Origin of the sequence: Hydrogenophaga sp., assembly GCF_048549895.1 — a bacterium.
Classification (GTDB): Bacteria; Pseudomonadota; Gammaproteobacteria; order Burkholderiales; family Burkholderiaceae_C; genus Hydrogenophaga.
Genome location: NZ_JBLYYB010000045.1, coordinates 32,449 through 49,532, shown reverse-complemented (window position 1 = coordinate 49,532; position 17,084 = coordinate 32,449). Strand labels below are relative to the sequence as shown.

Sequence of the window (17,084 nt, the reverse complement as noted above, 5' to 3'; positions counted from 1 at the left end):
TCCAGGTACTCGACGATCACGCGCGAGTCGAACACCGCTTCGCCACCTTCCATGACCAGGCAGGGCACCTTGCCCAGCGGGTTGGAGGTGGTGATCTGCGTGTCGGCCGACCAGACGTCTTCCAGGATGAGTTGGTAGTCCAGCTTTTTCTCGGCCATGACGACACGCACTTTGCGCACGTAAGGGCTGGTGATGGCGCCGATGAGTTTCATGGAGGACTGCAAGGTGAGGACGGTTGCCCGTGGGAACGCGATTTTAGCCAGCCGGTCCTCGGCCCAGCTGACAAGGTCCACCGAAAGCCCCCGCCTCCTACAATCCCGGGATGCGCCCGACCACCCCAACTCCCTCCGCCTCCACCCCCGCTGCCGCCGCTTCCCCGGCCCTGTCCCCCATTTCTGCCCTGTCCCCGCTGGACGGCCGCTACGCCGGCCGCCTGGGCCAGTTGCGCCCGTTCATGAGCGAGCTGGGCTACATGCACCGCCGCGTGCAGGTCGAAATCGCCTGGTTCATCGCCTTGTCCGACGCCGGGCTGGCCGAGTTCAAGCCGCTGTCACCCGGTGCACGCACCTACCTCATGGGCCTGGTGAAAAACTTCAGCGAAGCCGACGGCCAGGCGATCAAGGACATCGAGAAGATCACCAACCACGACGTGAAAGCGGTGGAGTACTGGATCAAATCCAAGTTCGAAGCCCGGCCCGAACTGGAGAAAGCCGCCGAGTTCGTGCACTTTGCCTGCACCAGCGAAGACATCAACAACACCAGCCACGCGCTGCAGCTCAAGGGCGGGCGCGACGCGGTGCTGCTGCCCTCGCTGGACGCCGTCATCACCAAGCTGCGCGAGATGGCTCACGCCTTCGCCGCCGTGCCCATGCTCAGCCGCACCCACGGCCAGACCGCCAGCCCCACCACCGTCGGCAAGGAAATCGCCAACGTGGTGGTGCGCCTGAGTGCCGCGCGCGAGAAGATCGCCAGCGTGAAGCTGCTGGGCAAGATGAACGGCGCGGTGGGCAACTACAACGCCCACCTGAGCGCCTGGCCCGAGTTCGACTGGGAAGCCTTCAGCCGCAACGTGATCGAACAACCGGAGCCACTCGGCCTGGGCCTGGTCTTCCAGCCCTACAGCATCCAGATCGAGCCGCACGACTACATGGCCGAGCTGTTCGACGCGGTGGCGCGCACCAACACCATCCTGATCGACCTCTCGCGCGACATCTGGGGCTACGTGAGCCTGGGTTATTTCAAGCAGCGCTTGAAAGCCGGCGAAATCGGTTCGTCGACCATGCCGCACAAGGTCAACCCGATCGACTTTGAAAACGCCGAGGGCAACCTGGGCCTGTCGAACGCGCTCTTGCGCCACCTGTCCGAGAAGCTGCCCATCAGCCGCTGGCAGCGCGACCTGACCGACTCCACCGTGCTGCGCAACATGGGCGTGGCCCTCGGTTACGCGGTGCTGGCCTACCACGCCATGGGCGTGGGCCTGGGCAAGCTGGAGATCAACGAAGAAGCGCTGGCCGACGACCTGGACCAGGCCTGGGAAGTGCTGGCCGAGCCGATCCAGACCGTGATGCGCCGCTACGGTGTGTCGGGCGCTTACGAGAAGCTCAAGGAAGTCACGCGTGGCAAGACCGTGACGGCCGAAGCCCTGCACGGGCTCATCCGCAGCCTGGAGATTCCCGAGTCGGAAAAAGAGCGGCTGCTGGCCATGACGCCGGGCAGTTACACCGGCAAGGCGGCCGAGTTGGCCAAACGGGTCTGAGCTCGATTCACCGCGCCCGCTCCGCGTAGCGGTTGAAGCGCCAGGCGTCGTCTTCGATGGTGATGCGCCGCCAGGTGGCGCGTTTTTCGCCGGGCGACATCTCCGTCCAGCGTTGCACCTCGTCAAAGAGGCGGCCGCAGCCCTTGCACACCTCGTCGCCCTGGCTGGTGGAGCAGATGGCGATGCACGGTGTGTCGGGCGTGGTGTCGTACCACGTCAGCCAGGCTTCGCGCGCGGCGCCGGGCAAAGTGGCCTCGTCGGCCTCGGTTTCATGGAAATACACCATCAGGGCATACACCTCGGCCAGCGCGCGCGTGGGCTTGGGCAGGGCCACACCGTCGGGCGAGGGCGCGCGCTCGCGCCAGAAATTGATCGCGGCTTCGATGTCGGTGATGTGGATGCCGGCCATGGGTGGGTCTCTGGAGGGAGGCCGATCATAGCCAGATCGGTCCCGGCCTTGAGCCCGCGCGGGCGCTGTGGGAACTGCGTATCGCGTTCAAGAAGGACAGCCCAGTACAATCGCGGGCTTCGAAGGGGAGTAGCTCTCCGCTCCAGCGCCCAAGGCCCCGCGCCCTGACGCGCCGGACAGTCGGTTTGTCGTCAATACGAAGCCCCTGGCTTCCGGCAACCCGGGCCTGGTGACCCTGTCACCGTGTCGAGCAAGACCTTTGATGGGCTCACCGCGGGTCGATCAAGGCACTGTCCTAACCCTTCGCCAGCGCGACAGCGCCCGCAGGTGAGAGAGACGGGCCTCGGTCGATCACAAGATGCCCCGCGCCCCGCTCTTTTGAACAAACGACAACGAGGAATTTATGGACTTCCTGACTTCGCTTCCCTTCTGGATCGCCCTCGGGCAGATCATCATGATCGACATCCTGCTGGGCGGCGACAACGCAGTGGTCATTGCGCTGGCCTGCCGCAAGCTGCCGCCCGCGCAACGCACCCAGGGCATCATCTGGGGCACCGCCGGCGCCATCATCCTGCGCGTCATCCTGATCTTCTTTGCCATGACGCTGCTGGCCCTGCCGTGGCTCAAGTTCGTCGGCGCGATCCTGCTGGTGTGGATCGGCGTCAAGCTGCTCGCACCCGACGAAGACGGCCATGGCGAACTGGCCACCAGCGACAAGCTGCTGGCCGCCATCAAGACCATCATCGTGGCCGACCTGGTGATGAGCGTGGACAACGTGATTGCCATCGCCGGTGCCGCGCAGAACGCGGGCGAACACCAGATGCTGCTGGTGGTGCTGGGTCTGTTGATCTCCATCCCGATCATCGTCTGGGGCAGCCAGCTGGTCATCAAGCTGATGGCGCGTTTCCCGATGATCATCACCGCCGGCGGCATGCTGCTGGGCTGGATCGCCGGCGGCATGCTGGTGTCCGACCCGGTGATGGCCAACCCGGACAAATGGCAGTGGATGCTCAAGCTGCCACAAAACGACATGGTCAAGTACGGTGCTTCGGTCGCCGGCGCTCTGATCGTGCTGGTGATCGGCAAGTACGTGGCATCGCGTCAGGCCAAGGCCGCACCGGCGCACTGAGATCGGACCCAAGCCAGCTGACCCGATGAAACTCATCGTCAAATGGCTGCTGGCAGCCTGCGCCCTGCTGCTGGTGGCCTACCTCTACCCGGGGGTGCAGATCCAGAGCTTCACCGCCGCGCTCATTGCCGCGGCGGTGATCGGTCTGTTCAACGTGGTGCTGCGCCCGGTGCTCGTGATCCTCACGCTGCCGGTGACGGTGATCACCTTGGGCCTGTTCCTGTTCGTGATCAATGCGCTGCTGTTCTGGGCGGCGGCCAGCCTCATGGACGGTTTTGGCGTCAGCGGCTTCGGGGCCGCGCTGCTGGGCTCGCTGATCTACTCGGCGCTCATGCTGGTGGTGGACGCGGCGGTCAAAGCCGTGCTCTGACAAGCGCTCAGCGCTTGCTTTCTTCCTCGTCGCGCACGCTTTCACGCAACTGCGCTTCCACTTCACGCCGGCGGCTGTCGACGATGGCAAGCTCCATCGGGTCGGCGTTGCGCTGCGCCACCGGCAGTGACTGGGCCGCGCGGAAGCGGTCTGCAGCGCCGGCGTAATCGCGCTGCGCAGCCCGTGCCTCGGCCTCGGCCCGCACCGCACGCAGGGGCTGACCCTGCACCTGGTAGGCACGGGCCAGGGTTTGCCACGCCAGCGCATCGCGCGGCTGCAGCACCACCCAGCTTTGCAGCCGGCTCACCGCCCGCTGCGGTTCGCCTGAAGCCATGGCCGCCTGCGCACCCAGCAAAACACCAGCGCGCGCGCTGCTGCCCAGAAACCGGTCCCGCAGTTCGGCCAGCAAGGCGGTCTGTGCCGGTGTGGCGGGCGAGGTGGCCGGCGACAGCAGCAACTCCAGCATCAGGGCATCCGCCACAAAGCGGGTGTCGGGTGTGGCCGAATCGCGCAGCTTGTGCGCCAGTTCCAGCGCAAGGTCGCGCTGGCCCAATCGCAAAGCCGAGAGGGTGGCCGCGTAGCGCTCACCCGGTTTGGCGTTGGCCGCCCGTCCCACCTGCAGCCAGCTGCGCATGCGGTCGGGCCCGTTTTCGGCCAGCACACGGGCGCGAGACGACATGAGGCTGTGCACCGCCACGCTCGGTCCGGGCCGCCCACCAGCGGCGGGCAGGCTGGTGTTGTCGGCACTGAGACCCGGCAGATCCAGCTTGAGACCAGCAGCCATGGCCGGCGTTGCCGAGCCCGCCGCGGAGGCCGGGCCGGGCGCCGTCGCTGGGGCAACCGGCCCCTGAGGCAACCGGGCACGCATGTCGGCGATGCGCTCGCTGCTCAGCGGGTGGCTGCGCAGGTAGGGAAAGGCACCGTCATCGTTCAGCCGCGAGGCCTGCTGCAACTTGTCGAACATGGTCACAAAGCCCTGGCCATCAAAACCAGCACCCGACAACACACCGAAGCCCACCCGGTCAGCCTCGCGTTCCATGTCGCGCGAGAAGTTCAGCTGCGACTGCGCCGCCACCGCCGTGCTGCCAGCGATCGCCGCGCCCGCCACCTGCGCGTTGGAGCCGGCGGCCAGCGCGCCGAGGATCATCGCGCCCATCATCCAGGGCGCCATGCGTTCCTCGCGCGTCATCAGGCGCGCAATGTGCCGCTGCGACACGTGGCTGAGCTCGTGCGCCAGCACGGACGCCACCTCTTCCGGCCGATCGGTCACCGCCAGCAGGCCCAGATTCACACCCAGATAACCCCCCGGCATCGCAAATGCATTGACCGTGCGGTCGCGAGAAATCATCAGCTCCCAGGCCAGGCGCTCGGCCAGCTCCGGCGGCACATCCCCACGGGCCCGCGCGGCACCCATGAGCGGCTGCCAGAGCGCCTGCAAGTAGTCGACCAACAAAGGGTCGTCAAGGTAGTCCGGGTCTTGGTAAATGGAGCGCGCGATCCGGTCGCCCAGGCGCCGCTCCGCTGAAATCGACATGCCCTCGGCGCCACCCAGGCCGGGCAAAGCTGACGTGTTGGCTGGCTCGGTGACACCTTGCGCGCTCGACAACGAAGCCGGCAACAACGTGGTCGAAGCAACGATCACCGCACCGAGGGACCACAGGCGAAGTCTGCGCGGACGTGTCGGGGTCGTCGACCGTGAGGTCTGGGGAATGAAACGCATCGCCGTATGATGCCGCCAAGCCGCCCCGGTTCAGTCAAGCCCGTGCAAAACACACACCATGTCCGTTACAAACCCGCCCGCCGCCAGCCCACCGTCCAGTCCGCTCACCCACTTTGACGCCCAGGGCCAGGCCCACATGGTGGACGTGGGCGACAAAGCCAATACCCGCCGAGTCGCCGTGACCGAAGGCCGCATCACCATGCTCCCCGAGACCCTGGCACTCATTCAGGCCGGCAACGCCAAAAAAGGCGACGTGCTCGGCATCGCCCGCATCGCCGGCATTCAAGCCGCCAAAAAAACCAGCGACCTCATCCCCCTGTGCCACCCGATCGCACTGACCCGCGTGGCGGTCGAGTTCGAGATCGAGCCCGAAACCCACAGCGTGCTCTGCCGCGCGACTGCGGAATGCACGGGTCAGACCGGCGTGGAAATGGAAGCCCTGTCCGCCGTTTCAGTTGCACTGCTCACGATTTATGACATGTGCAAGGCGGTCGATCGGGGGATGGTGATCGGGGGGGTGCGGTTGATGGAGAAGATGGGGGGGAAGAGTGGGCGGTTTGTGGCGGATGTCTGAATGACATCTTCAAGAAGCTGTTTTCTTCAGTTTCACTTAGCTTCTCTCAACCTCGCTGCACTCCATTCGGAAAATTCTTTTGGCCATGCCGCTCTAAAACGCTCGGTGTGAAGCTCAACCAAGCTTGTCTCACCATTCATATTCCCAGCCTCAATCACTTTGATAATGATTTCAGGGTCAGGAAAATCCTTGAGTACCTCAAGTGCTGCATCGAGCACCAAGCTAGCGTTGGCCGCGTCTACTTTGGTCGTGTTCACAACCGCGTAAAGCACATAGGATTGGAACAGCCAACTTTTTCCTACCTTTTTCAGAGTTTCTGATCGATAGCTTTCGTGCCGATCAACGCTGGTCAAGAAGAGTTGTGTCACCTTGAAGTAATCCCAGGCAACATAGGTCAAGCCAGCGAGCGCTAGCGCCGACAATGCAGCTCGTACCGGAAACGACGAAAAAATTATGAAGAGTTCAGACATGCCGGCCAGATTTTTGCGATTGCTCCGCCAAATCAGCCAGACTGCACATATAGCCATCAATTGAGGTACTCCGAACCACAATGGATATTCAAGCATGCTATGCAAGCCCAACAGCAGCAGCACCCCCCAAGCAAGCTGTTCTGACGATTCTTGAGCATTCCATGGTTTGAATTTCAATACAAACAACATTAAAGTCAAAATCATCAACAGAGCCATAGGTAAGCCAATACTGACGGCAAGTTGAAGCGGCAAGTTATGTGCATTGGATAACTTTTCACAGAATCGAAGACCATCGTATGGCGTTATGTAGTGGGCGTATGCAAGCCCATCCCAGCCCCAGCCTGTCCAAGGCTTCATTGATATCAGTTGCAGCACGTTCGACCAAATCACCTTCCGGCTGGAGCACGGAGATGTCACAGCAAACCGGCTAACCAGGTCCCGGCCAGAGGCAACGCCCAGGGTTTGCTGCAGCCACGGCAGACACACGGCCGCGAGTGCGTAGAGAAGGAGTCCGACAGCAACCGCAACCGCAACTCGCCGATCGAGTCGTCCCCAATACAGCAGCAGCCCAGACACCAGAATGGCATGAAGCATCCCTGTACGAGATGCGGTCGCTGCTAGGGAAGTAATCAGCAGCACAGCAATGGTGCTGGCCAAGAAGGGCTTGAGGCGCCGATTCGTCACCATCCACCAAAGGCTCAACAAACCTGCGCCCAACAATGTTGCGAGCAAATTGACTTGATGGACGTTTGCGAGCACGTCACCTGGTCTCGTCAACAGCACCCACGGAGAAAATTTGTTCTCAAGATCAAAGAACTGCAATAGCCCTATCGCCGCACTGACTGTAGCGGCCAAGAGCCAGCCTGTGGCAATTGCAATGGCTGCCCGCTCACGTGTCCATGGCAAGAGCACGAACAGCGCAGCTCCAGATGACCACGCCACAAGATTCGGCCACAGTTCGTTTTTCGGTCCGTACAGCAAGGGCCACAACCAAGGCAAGGCCACCAAAAAACAGCAGGCTGCAACGGCAACCGACGAACCAGCCGGCCCACGCTTGCCGCTTGTGGATTCAGATTTGAGTGTGGTTGCCGACGAGAACAGAATCATCACCATCCATCCAAATGCAGGTAAGCGAGCAGCCGGCCATCCGAGCGATCCACCAACACCACCCAATCAGTGACCACATCGAGCACGAGGGGCAGATATCCCACTTGTTCGCTATTCAACTTCAATTCAGCCAGCGAAGCATTGAGCAAGTTCACTTTCTCGGCGTTTTTGGCGCGAAGTTCATCCAAGGGTTTGAGTTGCGCCAACACCTCAGGAAACTGGGATTCGTAGTTCCGCCAACGCGAAGGACGAAAGGCTGGATGCAGTCCCTGGATGGACATTTGCAGACTGGGCAAATGGTCAGGATCACCGGACTTTGCCAAGCGCACGCCAATGACTTTGGGCCCCAAGTAACTCAAAGATTGCAGTTCTGAGGGTGCCTCGCTCAAACGGTCGGCATTCACATCCAGCGCTTGGACAATACGAAAGCGGTCTCCTTCAAACGCCACGAAGACTGGACGCGCACTGGCAACCTGACCCAATCCGTACACCAGGGCTGTCAGCTGGATGAGCACAATCAGTCCAAGATCCAGCGACCACTTTTTCCTCGATTTGGCGGGGCTGTAGAGCACCAGTGTGAGCACCGGACCACAGACCACATCCACGGCCATCAGGATGAAAAAAAGTTCAACGCCACTGGTGAGTTCGCGCAATGCACCGGGGAACCATGCGACAAAAACCAGCCACGCAACGCCCAGCGCCACCAGAAGACTGGCGGAAAAATGCAGCAAGGCAATGCGCGTTGCCGACCGAATTCTGATGCTCAAAGACATTCTTGAACTCTCCAAAAAAAAGAGCGCCGAAGCGCTCTTTTTTAGCATGTAGATAACTTCACTTGCATTCAGAGGGCGCAAAACGAGCTGCAAGCTGTGTAGCAACGGGCGCTGGAATGCCCACGAAGCCTGCGGCACCAGCGCCAGCTGCGGAGCAACGCCATGCAACTGACTGCGCAGGGGGCGTGAAAGTGACACCAGCAGCAGGAGGAAGAACCACACCAGTCGGAGCATTGGGTGTCATGGTCAACACACCTGCGCCTGCGGCGGCGGTGGTGGTGATGGTGATCACACCGGTGTTGGGAGTAATTACGATCGAGGCAACATTTCGCGTTGCTGCCGGGGCGGTAAATCCACCAGCGTATCCGCTCGCATCAAGTTGTGGGTTGCCTGAAGACAACACATCCTGAACGTTAACCTTAGCAGCAGAAGCGCCGACCAGACCTTCAGAAACACGCGCACGAACCGTGTAGTCCTGATAAGCCGGCAGAGCCACAGCAGCCAAAATACCGATGATGGCCACCACGATCATCAGTTCGATCAGGGTGAAACCTTTTTGCATGGAACGCTTCATGGAAAAAACTCCTTGGGGGTTTGGGTTGGGAACGCGTTCTACTGAGCAGACGGCGTGCCAACTGAAACTGGGGTGTTTTTTGCGGTCTATTTCACGCTTCACGGCCTACCAGTGACGGTTTGTGACATCTGGGCCGGTTCTTGACCGACGTTTTTTGTCACCTCGGCCAGCCTCGACCGTTTTTGTCACCCGGCCGTGGGCGCTTTCAGAGCTCGAAGGTCTGTCCGGCGCTGAGCCAGCGGATGTCGTGGCGGGTGTTGTCTGCGGCTTGAGGCACATCGTCGAACCGGCGGATCTCGTCCATGATCAGGCCGGTTTCGGCGGGCTTGGTGTGGGTGATGTAGATCGGGTAGTGCTGGTGGCTGTCGATCTGCGCCAGCTCTTCGGCCAGCAGGCCTGGCGCCAAGTGCAGGCTGCGTTGGGCCAACGCTTCTTCGCGGTCGCTGAAGGCGGTTTCGATCACCAGTTGGGCCACATGCAACTGGTTGATGCGCTGCCAGAAGGCGGGGTTGCGGCCGGTGTCGCCGCTGAACACCCAATGGCCCGATGGCGTGTTGGCAGCAAAGCCCACCGCCGGCACGGTGTGCACCGCCGGCAGCACTTCGACCGCCTTGTCACACACCTGCAGCACATCCCCCACTGCGATGGGCACGAAGCGCATGAGCGGGCGTTCGGCGCTCGGTATGGCCGAAAAGTCGGGCCAGATCAGGTTGTTGAAGATGTGCGCCCTCAGGGCGGCGATGGTGCCGGGCAAGGCGTGCACCTGGAGTGGCTGTGCACCGGCAGAGAGCCTGCGGGCGGCCACGGCATCGAGCATGAGCGGCAGAGACGCCACATGGTCCAGGTGCGAGTGCGTGAGCAGCACGTGGTCGATCTGCGCCATTTCGTCCAGCGTGAGGTCGCCCACGCCGGTGCCGGCGTCGATCAGGACGTCGTGGTCGAGCAGAAACGAGGTGGTGCGGCAGCCATGGGCAATGGCTCCGGAGCACCCCAGCACGCGTACCCTCATTGGCTGTTTGGCATGGTGTGGCCGGCCGCGCCGGTCCCGGGTTGCGGGGCTTGAAGGGTTTCGATCGGCGTTGTGCCGTCCCATGCGGGAGCCAGCGGCAACTGCCTGCGGAAGGCTACCCTTTGCGCGTACAGGCGGTAAAGGACTTTTTTGGCATTTTGCCGCTGCAGGTTGAGCAGATGGACGTCGCACGCATCCCAGTCTTGAGCGCGCCATGCCCGCAGGGCTTGCTGCCACAGTCGCAGTTCGTCCCGCACATCGGCGGGCAGGTCGTGGGTGGTGCCGAGGGGGGTGTACAGGGCAATGGGCGCACCACCCGGCACCACGGTCAGGCGATCGATCTCCTGCCACACCAGATCGGGCTGACGCTCTCGGTCGTGGTCGGTGACGACCTGATCGACACCGTAGATGGCGCGCAGAGCGGCTGGGCTCAGCGTGGCGGGCCAGCCGGCTTGTCCGCCAAAAAATCGCCCGATGCGAGCGCTGGACAGCCCCAGCAAGGTCGCGGTCAATACCATCAACACGGTGGCGGCCAGCGGCAACACCAGTCCCTGGCGCAGATGCAGCCAGGTGTTGAGTCCAGCCACCACCGCCAGCACGGCAACGCCCAGCGCCGCGCCCGACCACAACCCCAGGCGAGGCAGGGCGATGGCCAGCAACAGGCCCGACGCAACCAGGACGACCAGCTCGTAGCCCATCGCGTAGTCGGGCTTGACGGGGAGGTGTCCGTCCAGCAAGCCGGTGATGAGGTTGGCGTGGGTTTCGACACCGGGGTAGTCGGCACCCACGGGCGTGAGGCGCAGGTCCTTGAGTTCAGGCGCGGTCGTGCCCATGAGCACGATCTTGCCTTTCAACTGCTCTGCGGGCAGCCGCCCTGACAGCACCTCGGCGGCCGAGACATATGCGAAAGATCCACCCTCGGGGCCCCCACGTCCACGGTACGGCACCAGAGCTGACACGCGCTCATCCACCGGGATGGCGGCGGTTTGCCCGCCGTGCTGGAGGCGCAGGCTCTCCAGGCCGCTGAAGCGGCGCGCCATCATGAACCCCGACGCAAACCCGGGCTCGACCGCAGGGTTGCCCAGCACCCGGCGAAAAACAGCCAGGGCCAGCGACTCATACACACGGCCCTCGTGCTCGGCCAGCAACGGCAGGGAACGCACCACGCCGTCCTTGTCGGGCAGGGCATTGAAAGCGCCCGCTTGCGGAGCCGCCTGGGCCAACGCCGGGATGTTGGATTCGGCTGTATCCCAATGGGTGATGCGCACCGGGCGACCCCGCAAAGCATCGGCCGCCAGCACCGGGGCTGGCAACACGCCGCTGGTGCGGGCGGCCGGCTCGTTGCTGAAAAAGTAGCCCAGCACCACCGGGCGGTTCCGAAGCGCGTCGGCCAACAAGGCATCGCCTCCTGCCAGCGGGTCGGGCTGGGGAAACACGATGTCGAAAGCCAGCAGCGCGATGTCTTGCTGCTCAAACAGCGTGTTCACCAAGCCGGCCACCCGGTCGCGCGGCCAAGGCCAAGGCCCCACCGCCTGAAGGCTCGCACGGTCGATGTCCACAATGACCACGCGCGATTCAAACGTGCCAGGCATGCTGGCGCGCAGACGGACGTCGTACAACTGGTGGTCGAGCCGATGGAGCGCATCGGTCGGAACAAAGCCCAGCGCATGCAGCAGGGCCAGTCCGAGCGGGATCAATGTGATCAGGGAGCGCAGACCGCGCTGTTTCAAGGTCTGCAGCATGAGGGTGGGGCGGCCCGCGACCTGGACCGTGGTGGTCACGCGCCCCGGTCGTTCGCGACAGAGGCAAAGCGGGCGGAGGTGGGGTTATTGCTGCACGAACTGCATTTTGGTTCCGGCCAACTCCAACATGTCACCGTGGCGCAGGTTGACCGCGTCGGTACCGATGGGGTTGCCGTTGATGGTGGGCTTCTGCACACCTTCGACCAACGCGACCACGAATCCATGGGGGCGGCGGGTGATGGCGGCCACGGCGACACCGGGTTTGCCGATGGTGGTGACCACTTTCACCAGCGGCACCTCGCGGCCGGCTGCGGTGCCCGACATGACCTTGATGGCGGCGTTGGCGACCACCATGGCCACCGTGGGCTCTGGCGCCACGACCGAGCCCGCATTGATCACCATCGTCTTTTCGTGGCTCTCGCTGGCGCCTTCGTGCACGAACTTGATCTTGTATTTGCCGAACTCGACCGTGTCACCGCTTTGCAGCTGCTGCTTCTTGATCGCCTTGCCGTTGACGTATGTGCCGTTGGTGCTGTTGAGGTCTTCGAGGAACACGTCGCTGCCGGACATCTGCATGACAGCGTGCTCACCGCTGACGGCCAGGTTGTCGATCACGATGTCGTTGTAGGGACGGCGGCCGAGTGTGGTGCGGTCTTTGGTGAGCTGCACTTCCTTGATGACGACACCGTCGATGGAAACGATCATTTTCGGCATGGCCGACTCCTCTGGAACCTGTAGATTTGTTGGTGGAAGTCTGAGTTACTTGCCCAGCATGCGCGAAAGTATGCCCTTGCGCACCGGCTTGGATCTAGCATACGCCAGTATCACCGATATGTTGTCCCGCCCCCCGCAGTCGTTGGCAGCGTCGACCAGGGCCTGGGCTTTTTCTTCCAGCGTGCCTGCTGTGACCAGTATGGCGGCGATGCGCTCGTCGCTCATCATGTCGCTGAGGCCGTCCGAACAAAAAAGGTAGAGATCTTCATCCTCCACCCGGTATTCGTTGACTTCGAGCAACACCGTGTCTTCCACGCCCAGCGCGCGCGTCACCAGGTTTTTGTGGGTGGCGTATTGCGCCTGTTCGAGCGAGATCAGTCCGGCGTCGATCTGCTCCTGCAACAAGGAATGGTCGCGCGTGATCTGGGTGAAGCCGCCCTCGCGCAGGCGGTAGCAGCGCGAGTCGCCCACGTGGCCGATCATGGCCCGCACGCCCAGGAACACGCCCATGACCAGCGTGGTTCCCATGCCCGCGTACTGCGGATTGGAGTTGGCGGCGTTGAAGATGGAGCGGTTGGCGTTGTCGATGCAGATCTCCATCGCCCGGCGCAGCTCGCGCACGCTCGCTTCATGGCCACCCTCGGCCATCCAGCGTCCCAGTTCGGTCTTGATGAAGGTGGTGGCCATGGCGCTGGCGACTTCGCCCGCGTTGTAGCCGCCCATGCCGTCGGCCAACACCACGATCTGGTTCTCGGCATCGAGCGACACCGAATCTTCATTGTTGTCTCGAACCAGACCCGGGTCGGTCAGACAAAAATACTCAAAATTCATAGTGTTCAAGTTATACCCGCAGAACGATGCTGTCTTTTCAGGAACCGCGTGCCGAGTCGGGGCGAGGCGTGACAAGCGTGGCAGCCATGGCGTTTTCTGCGTCACGCGGCAGGGCCTGCGTGGCTTCAAACGGGTCATCGCCGCTCGCGTCGGGGTGATGTGACGGCGGGGCTGCATCATCACCAGGATGGATGCAACGCCGCAGCTGGGCAGCCAGCTCGGCCCCCGTCTGATAGCGGTCACCGGGCGATTTGGCCAGGGTGCGGTCCAGCACGTCGGCCAGGGCTTGCGGGAGCTCGGGGCGCAGGCTGCGCACGCTGGGTGCGGGCTGGTTGGCGATCTGGTACATCAGCGCGGCCATCGAATCGCCCTTGAGCGGCAGCACGCCGGTGAGCAGCTGGAACAGCATCACGCCCAGTGAATAGAGATCGGATCTGCCGTCCACATGCAGCCCCGCAAGCTGCTCGGGCGACATGAAGCTGGGCGTGCCCAGCACCATGCCTGTTTTGGTCTTGCTCGATCCGGTGATGCGCGCAATGCCGAAGTCGGTCACCTTGACCGACTGGGTCGTCGGGTCGTACATCACATTGGCGGGCTTGATGTCGCGGTGCACCACCTGCTGGCGGTGCGCGTGGTCCAGCGCGGCGGCCACCTGTTCGCCGATGCCCAGCACGGTGGACACGGGAAGCAAATTGCCCGCACGCGAAAACTCCACGAGATCACGGCCCGGCAAAAACTCCATGGCGATGAAGGCAAGGTCGTGTTCTTCGCCGGCGTCAAAAATGGTGACGATGTTGGGGTGCTGCAGGCGACCTGCGGTTTCGGCCTCGCGAAAGAAGCGCTCGCGCACATCCACGAGTTCGGAGCCTTCGAACTCGGCGCTCAGCGCCAGCGTCTTGATGGCCACGGTGCGGCCGATCTTCGGATCGCGCCCTTGGTAAACCACGCCCATTGCGCCCTTGCCCAGTTCCTTCTCCACCTGGTAGCGGCCCAGCATCGGCTTTTCAACGCCGCCGTTGTCCAGCAGCAGCGTGCCGCCCGGGTGCGATGAACCGCCGCCGAGCACCACGGTTTCCGACAGGTTCTTGGCGCGCTTCAAACGGCGCTGCACATCGGCATCGGTGCGGTCGAGCTTGGCCATGTGTTCGTACACCGCCTCGGCCTTGTTGAACTGGCGCTTGCGCTCGAAATCCAGTGCGAGGTGTTTGAGGTTGTCCATCAGCGCGTCGCTGAAAGGGACGCGGCGCATGCGGTCAAACGCCATGTCCAGCTGGCCCTGACCTTGCAACGCCAGGCCCATCATGCGGTTGGTCTCGGCCGACTCTTCGTCGGACTTCGCCTTGCCCGCCTCGGTGACCAGGAAACGCCGGGTGGTGAGCGCCAGGTGCCCGATGAGCAAGAGCGCGGCCGGAAAGACCAGTTGCAACCACGTGGCCGCCACCGACAACAAACCGAACTCTGCGCCCAGCAACGCCACGAACAACACGGCGGTGCAGGCCGCGCCTGCGGCGGCCGACAACCGGGGCAGCAACCACACCACATAGCCCACGATCAGCAACAAGGCCAACAGCACCGCAAGGCCACCCCACACCGGCTGCGCAATGTGGTGACCGCCGAGGATGCTGGAGGTGATGTGGGCCAGGATGGTGGCGGGCGACATGGCAGCCGACACCGGCGTGGTGAACAAGGTGCCCACGCCCGCAGCGGTGGCGCCGATGATGACGATCTTGTCGGCGTACTTGGTGGCCGGGATGCGGCCGGAGAGCACGTCGTAGAACGAGTCCACCGCGAACGCGGGTTTGCCGTCGCGGTCGGGATAAAACTGCGGCAGCAGGCGGGCCGCATCATCGGTCGGAATCAGGCTGCGGCCGAGCTGCACACCCTCGCCGGGCAACAGCTGGATGTCGCTGGCCGTGAGGTTCAGGCTGTTCGCTGCAATGGCCAGGCCCATGGAGGGAACAGCGAAGCCGTCGAAGTGGACCAGCAAGCCGTCCTGGCGCACCGACCCATCGACATCGGGCAGCTGGTTGAGGTGGCCCACGGCTCGGGCGGCCTCGCCAATGGCTGGCAACGGTTGTTGTGAGCGCAGGGCGGGCACGCCGAAAGCCGAGTTGTCGGGCACCGCGCTGCGCTGCGCGAACGCGGGCAAAGGCTGATCGGCTCGGCCTTGCAACTCACCCAGTTCAAACACCGACGGCACGATGACATTGCCCGCACGTGCCATGCTGGCCACCAGGCGGGCGTCGGAATCAAGCCGCTGCTCGGCCTGCCCGATGAAGCCCAGCAAGCGCTGGCGTCCGGCGTCGCCCAGATCGTTCAATGGCGCGCCACCGGTTGCAGAACCGTCCAGCAAACCACGCAGTTCACGCAGCTGAACCAGGCCCCGGTCGGTCTGGGGTTCGAAGAAGAACGCGGTGTGCGCCACCGTCTTGGCACCGGCGGCGCTGAGCTGATCGATCAGCTGGCCGTGCACTTCGCGCGGCCAGGGCCAACGACCGATGTTGGCAATGCTCTGGTCGTCGATGGCAATGATGGCAATGCGGTCGCTGGGCAGGCGGCTGGTCTGCGTGCTGGCCAGATCAAAGAAGCGGCGCTCCAGACCACCAAAAAAATCCGTGGCGGCGTGCAGGAGGAACACCGCTGCGACCACGGCCAGCCCCATGGCGGCGTCCGAACGCCACAGGGGGCGTTTTCGCTTGGGCCGGCTCTGGCGTTGGTGGGTGGACACGGATGACGAATGATCAGGTTGGTTTCACTGCGGGCTGTCGAGCACGCATCGGAGCGCAACCCTACACAAGACGTCGGGCATCAGCGGCCAGCGTTGAGCCCGAGTGGTTGCATTCTGTTTCATGGCCAGCCCTTGGAGCAAGCAGATCTGTGCGTTTGACGCCGAACACACGCCGCAAGCGAAAAAAAAGGCAACGCAAGCGTTGCCTTTTTCACGTCAGCCCCGGAGCTGTTTCACAGCTGGGCCTTGAGCAGCTTGCCCAGTTCGGACGGGTTGCGCGTGATGATGAAACCCGACTCCTCCATGATGGCGAGTTTGGCGTCGGCCGTGTCGGCACCACCGGAAATCAGCGCACCGGCATGGCCCATGCGCTTGCCGGGAGGCGCTGTGACGCCGGCGATGAAGCCGACGATGGGCTTCTTCATGTTCGCCTTGCACCACAGGGCGGCTTCGGCTTCGTCCGGGCCACCGATCTCGCCGATCATGATGACGGCGTCGGTGTCAGGATCGTCGTTGAAGGCCTTCATCACGTCGATGTGCTTGAGGCCGTTGATGGGGTCGCCACCAATGCCCACCGCGCTGGACTGGCCCAGACCCACTTCGGTCAGCATGGCCACGGCTTCGTACGTCAACGTGCCCGAACGGGACACCACGCCAATGCGGCCCTTGCGGTGGATGTGGCCGGGCATGATGCCGATCTTGATCTCGTCTGGCGTGATCAGGCCGGGGCAGTTCGGGCCCAGCAGCAGGGTTTTCTTGCCACCGGCGGCTTCCTTGGCCTTCATGCGGTTGCGCACTTCGAGCATGTCCTTGACCGGAATGCCTTCGGTGATGCAGATCGCCAAGTCCAGGTCGGCTTCAACGGCTTCCCAGATGGCCGCAGCGGCGCCAGCGGGCGGCACGTAAATCACCGACACGGTGGCGCCGGTTTGTGATGCGGCTTCCTTGACGGAGGCGTAGATCGGGATGTTGAAGATCGACTCGCCGGCCTTCTTCGGGTTCACGCCGGCCACAAAGGCGTTTTTGCCGTTCGCGTATTCCTGGCACTTTTCGGTGTGGAACTGACCGGTCTTGCCGGTGATGCCCTGGGTGATGACCTTGGTGTCTTTGTTGATGTAGATCGACATGGTGTATTTCCTAGTCAGTTGAGGACAGCGCTGAGGGCTGCCCCCAAGGTC

General features: G+C 63.1%; 16 protein-coding genes. 4 read left to right on the top strand and 12 right to left on the bottom strand.

Annotated features, from left to right (window positions below; all coding sequences use genetic code 11):
- A partial coding sequence (locus ACN4F8_RS04435; RefSeq protein ID WP_419472436.1) for a glutathione S-transferase N-terminal domain-containing protein occupies window positions 1–212 on the bottom strand: 212 nt, incomplete at its 3' end.
- A gap of 110 nt (window positions 213–322) precedes the next feature.
- Between ACN4F8_RS04435 and purB the strand changes: the two genes are divergently transcribed.
- Complete coding sequence (gene purB, locus ACN4F8_RS04430) at window positions 323–1,756, top strand: adenylosuccinate lyase (protein ID WP_419472435.1); 1,434 nt, start codon at window positions 323–325, stop codon at window positions 1,754–1,756.
- A 7-nt stretch (window positions 1,757–1,763) separates the two neighbouring features.
- On the opposite strand, the gene ACN4F8_RS04425 is transcribed toward purB, so the two are convergent.
- Window positions 1,764–2,165: a DUF3717 domain-containing protein gene (locus ACN4F8_RS04425; RefSeq protein ID WP_419472434.1), complete on the bottom strand. Its 402-nt coding sequence runs from the start codon at window positions 2,163–2,165 to the stop codon at window positions 1,764–1,766.
- A gap of 403 nt (window positions 2,166–2,568) precedes the next feature.
- Between ACN4F8_RS04425 and ACN4F8_RS04420 the strand changes: the two genes are divergently transcribed.
- A complete protein-coding gene (locus tag ACN4F8_RS04420) occupies window positions 2,569–3,294 on the top strand; it encodes a TerC family protein (protein ID WP_419472433.1) in 726 nt (241 codons plus the stop codon).
- 25 nt (window positions 3,295–3,319) lie between these two features.
- The gene (locus ACN4F8_RS04415) at window positions 3,320–3,664 is read left to right on the top strand and encodes a phage holin family protein (RefSeq protein WP_419472432.1); all 345 of its coding nucleotides are present in this window, start codon (window positions 3,320–3,322) and stop codon (window positions 3,662–3,664) included.
- Window positions 3,665–3,671: 7 nt separating this feature from the next.
- Here the strand turns inward: ACN4F8_RS04415 and ACN4F8_RS04410 are convergent, their stop codons facing one another.
- The gene (locus ACN4F8_RS04410; protein WP_419472431.1) at window positions 3,672–5,306 is read right to left on the bottom strand and encodes a M48 family metalloprotease; all 1,635 of its coding nucleotides are present in this window, start codon (window positions 5,304–5,306) and stop codon (window positions 3,672–3,674) included.
- Between the two features lie 136 nt (window positions 5,307–5,442).
- Here ACN4F8_RS04410 and moaC point away from each other — a divergent pair, with 136 nt between their 5' ends.
- Entirely contained in the window at window positions 5,443–5,958 is a 516-nt protein-coding gene (moaC, locus tag ACN4F8_RS04405; protein WP_419472430.1) for a cyclic pyranopterin monophosphate synthase MoaC, read from the top strand.
- Between the two features lie 32 nt (window positions 5,959–5,990).
- On the opposite strand, the gene ACN4F8_RS04400 is transcribed toward moaC, so the two are convergent.
- The 9 genes from ACN4F8_RS04400 to sucD all read right to left on the bottom strand — a co-directional run bounded on the left by ACN4F8_RS04400 (window position 5,991) and on the right by sucD (window position 17,033).
- The gene (locus ACN4F8_RS04400) at window positions 5,991–7,535 is read right to left on the bottom strand and encodes a Wzy polymerase domain-containing protein (RefSeq protein WP_419472429.1); all 1,545 of its coding nucleotides are present in this window, start codon (window positions 7,533–7,535) and stop codon (window positions 5,991–5,993) included.
- Window positions 7,535–8,308 (bottom strand): TfpX/TfpZ family type IV pilin accessory protein, encoded by a 774-nt coding sequence (gene tfpZ, locus ACN4F8_RS04395; protein WP_419472428.1) that lies wholly within the window; start codon window positions 8,306–8,308, stop codon window positions 7,535–7,537. The genes ACN4F8_RS04400 and tfpZ overlap by 1 nt, the downstream gene beginning before the upstream one ends.
- 58 nt (window positions 8,309–8,366) lie before the next feature.
- Window positions 8,367–8,882 carry a pilin gene (locus ACN4F8_RS04390; RefSeq protein ID WP_419472427.1) on the bottom strand — a complete coding sequence of 172 codons (516 nt, stop codon included), beginning with the start codon at window positions 8,880–8,882 and terminating at the stop codon, window positions 8,367–8,369.
- A 205-nt stretch (window positions 8,883–9,087) separates the two neighbouring features.
- Window positions 9,088–9,891 (bottom strand): MBL fold metallo-hydrolase, encoded by an 804-nt coding sequence (locus tag ACN4F8_RS04385; protein WP_419472426.1) that lies wholly within the window; start codon window positions 9,889–9,891, stop codon window positions 9,088–9,090.
- The gene (locus tag ACN4F8_RS04380) at window positions 9,888–11,672 is read right to left on the bottom strand and encodes a CHASE2 domain-containing protein (protein WP_419472425.1); all 1,785 of its coding nucleotides are present in this window, start codon (window positions 11,670–11,672) and stop codon (window positions 9,888–9,890) included. Before ACN4F8_RS04380 ends, ACN4F8_RS04385 begins: the two co-directional genes overlap by 4 nt.
- Before the next feature lie 45 nt (window positions 11,673–11,717).
- A complete protein-coding gene (locus tag ACN4F8_RS04375) occupies window positions 11,718–12,347 on the bottom strand; it encodes an FHA domain-containing protein (RefSeq protein ID WP_419472424.1) in 630 nt (209 codons plus the stop codon).
- A gap of 45 nt (window positions 12,348–12,392) precedes the next feature.
- Complete coding sequence (locus tag ACN4F8_RS04370) at window positions 12,393–13,178, bottom strand: Stp1/IreP family PP2C-type Ser/Thr phosphatase (RefSeq protein ID WP_419472437.1); 786 nt, start codon at window positions 13,176–13,178, stop codon at window positions 12,393–12,395.
- 37 nt (window positions 13,179–13,215) lie between these two features.
- Window positions 13,216–15,906 carry a CHASE2 domain-containing serine/threonine-protein kinase gene (locus ACN4F8_RS04365; protein WP_419472423.1) on the bottom strand — a complete coding sequence of 897 codons (2,691 nt, stop codon included), beginning with the start codon at window positions 15,904–15,906 and terminating at the stop codon, window positions 13,216–13,218.
- A gap of 233 nt (window positions 15,907–16,139) precedes the next feature.
- Window positions 16,140–17,033, bottom strand: a complete 894-nt coding sequence (sucD, locus tag ACN4F8_RS04360; RefSeq protein WP_419472422.1) for a succinate--CoA ligase subunit alpha — start codon at window positions 17,031–17,033, stop codon at window positions 16,140–16,142.
- Window positions 17,034–17,084: the final 51 nt, after the last annotated feature.

Bases quoted from the DNA above. Each gene is read 5' to 3' on its own strand.
- purB (WP_419472435.1), top strand. From the start codon at position 323: ATGCGCCCGACCACCCCAACTCCCTCCGCCTCCACCCCCGCTGCCGCC.
- ACN4F8_RS04425 (WP_419472434.1), bottom strand. From the start codon at position 2,165: ATGGCCGGCATCCACATCACCGACATCGAAGCCGCGATCAATTTCTGG.
- ACN4F8_RS04420 (WP_419472433.1), top strand. From the start codon at position 2,569: ATGGACTTCCTGACTTCGCTTCCCTTCTGGATCGCCCTCGGGCAGATC.
- ACN4F8_RS04415 (WP_419472432.1), top strand. From the start codon at position 3,320: ATGAAACTCATCGTCAAATGGCTGCTGGCAGCCTGCGCCCTGCTGCTG.
- moaC (WP_419472430.1), top strand. From the start codon at position 5,443: ATGTCCGTTACAAACCCGCCCGCCGCCAGCCCACCGTCCAGTCCGCTC.
- ACN4F8_RS04400 (WP_419472429.1), bottom strand. From the start codon at position 7,535: ATGATTCTGTTCTCGTCGGCAACCACACTCAAATCTGAATCCACAAGC.
- tfpZ (WP_419472428.1), bottom strand. From the start codon at position 8,308: ATGTCTTTGAGCATCAGAATTCGGTCGGCAACGCGCATTGCCTTGCTG.
- ACN4F8_RS04390 (WP_419472427.1), bottom strand. From the start codon at position 8,882: ATGAAGCGTTCCATGCAAAAAGGTTTCACCCTGATCGAACTGATGATC.
- ACN4F8_RS04385 (WP_419472426.1), bottom strand. From the start codon at position 9,891: ATGAGGGTACGCGTGCTGGGGTGCTCCGGAGCCATTGCCCATGGCTGC.
- ACN4F8_RS04375 (WP_419472424.1), bottom strand. From the start codon at position 12,347: ATGCCGAAAATGATCGTTTCCATCGACGGTGTCGTCATCAAGGAAGTG.
- ACN4F8_RS04370 (WP_419472437.1), bottom strand. From the start codon at position 13,178: ATGAATTTTGAGTATTTTTGTCTGACCGACCCGGGTCTGGTTCGAGAC.
- sucD (WP_419472422.1), bottom strand. From the start codon at position 17,033: ATGTCGATCTACATCAACAAAGACACCAAGGTCATCACCCAGGGCATC.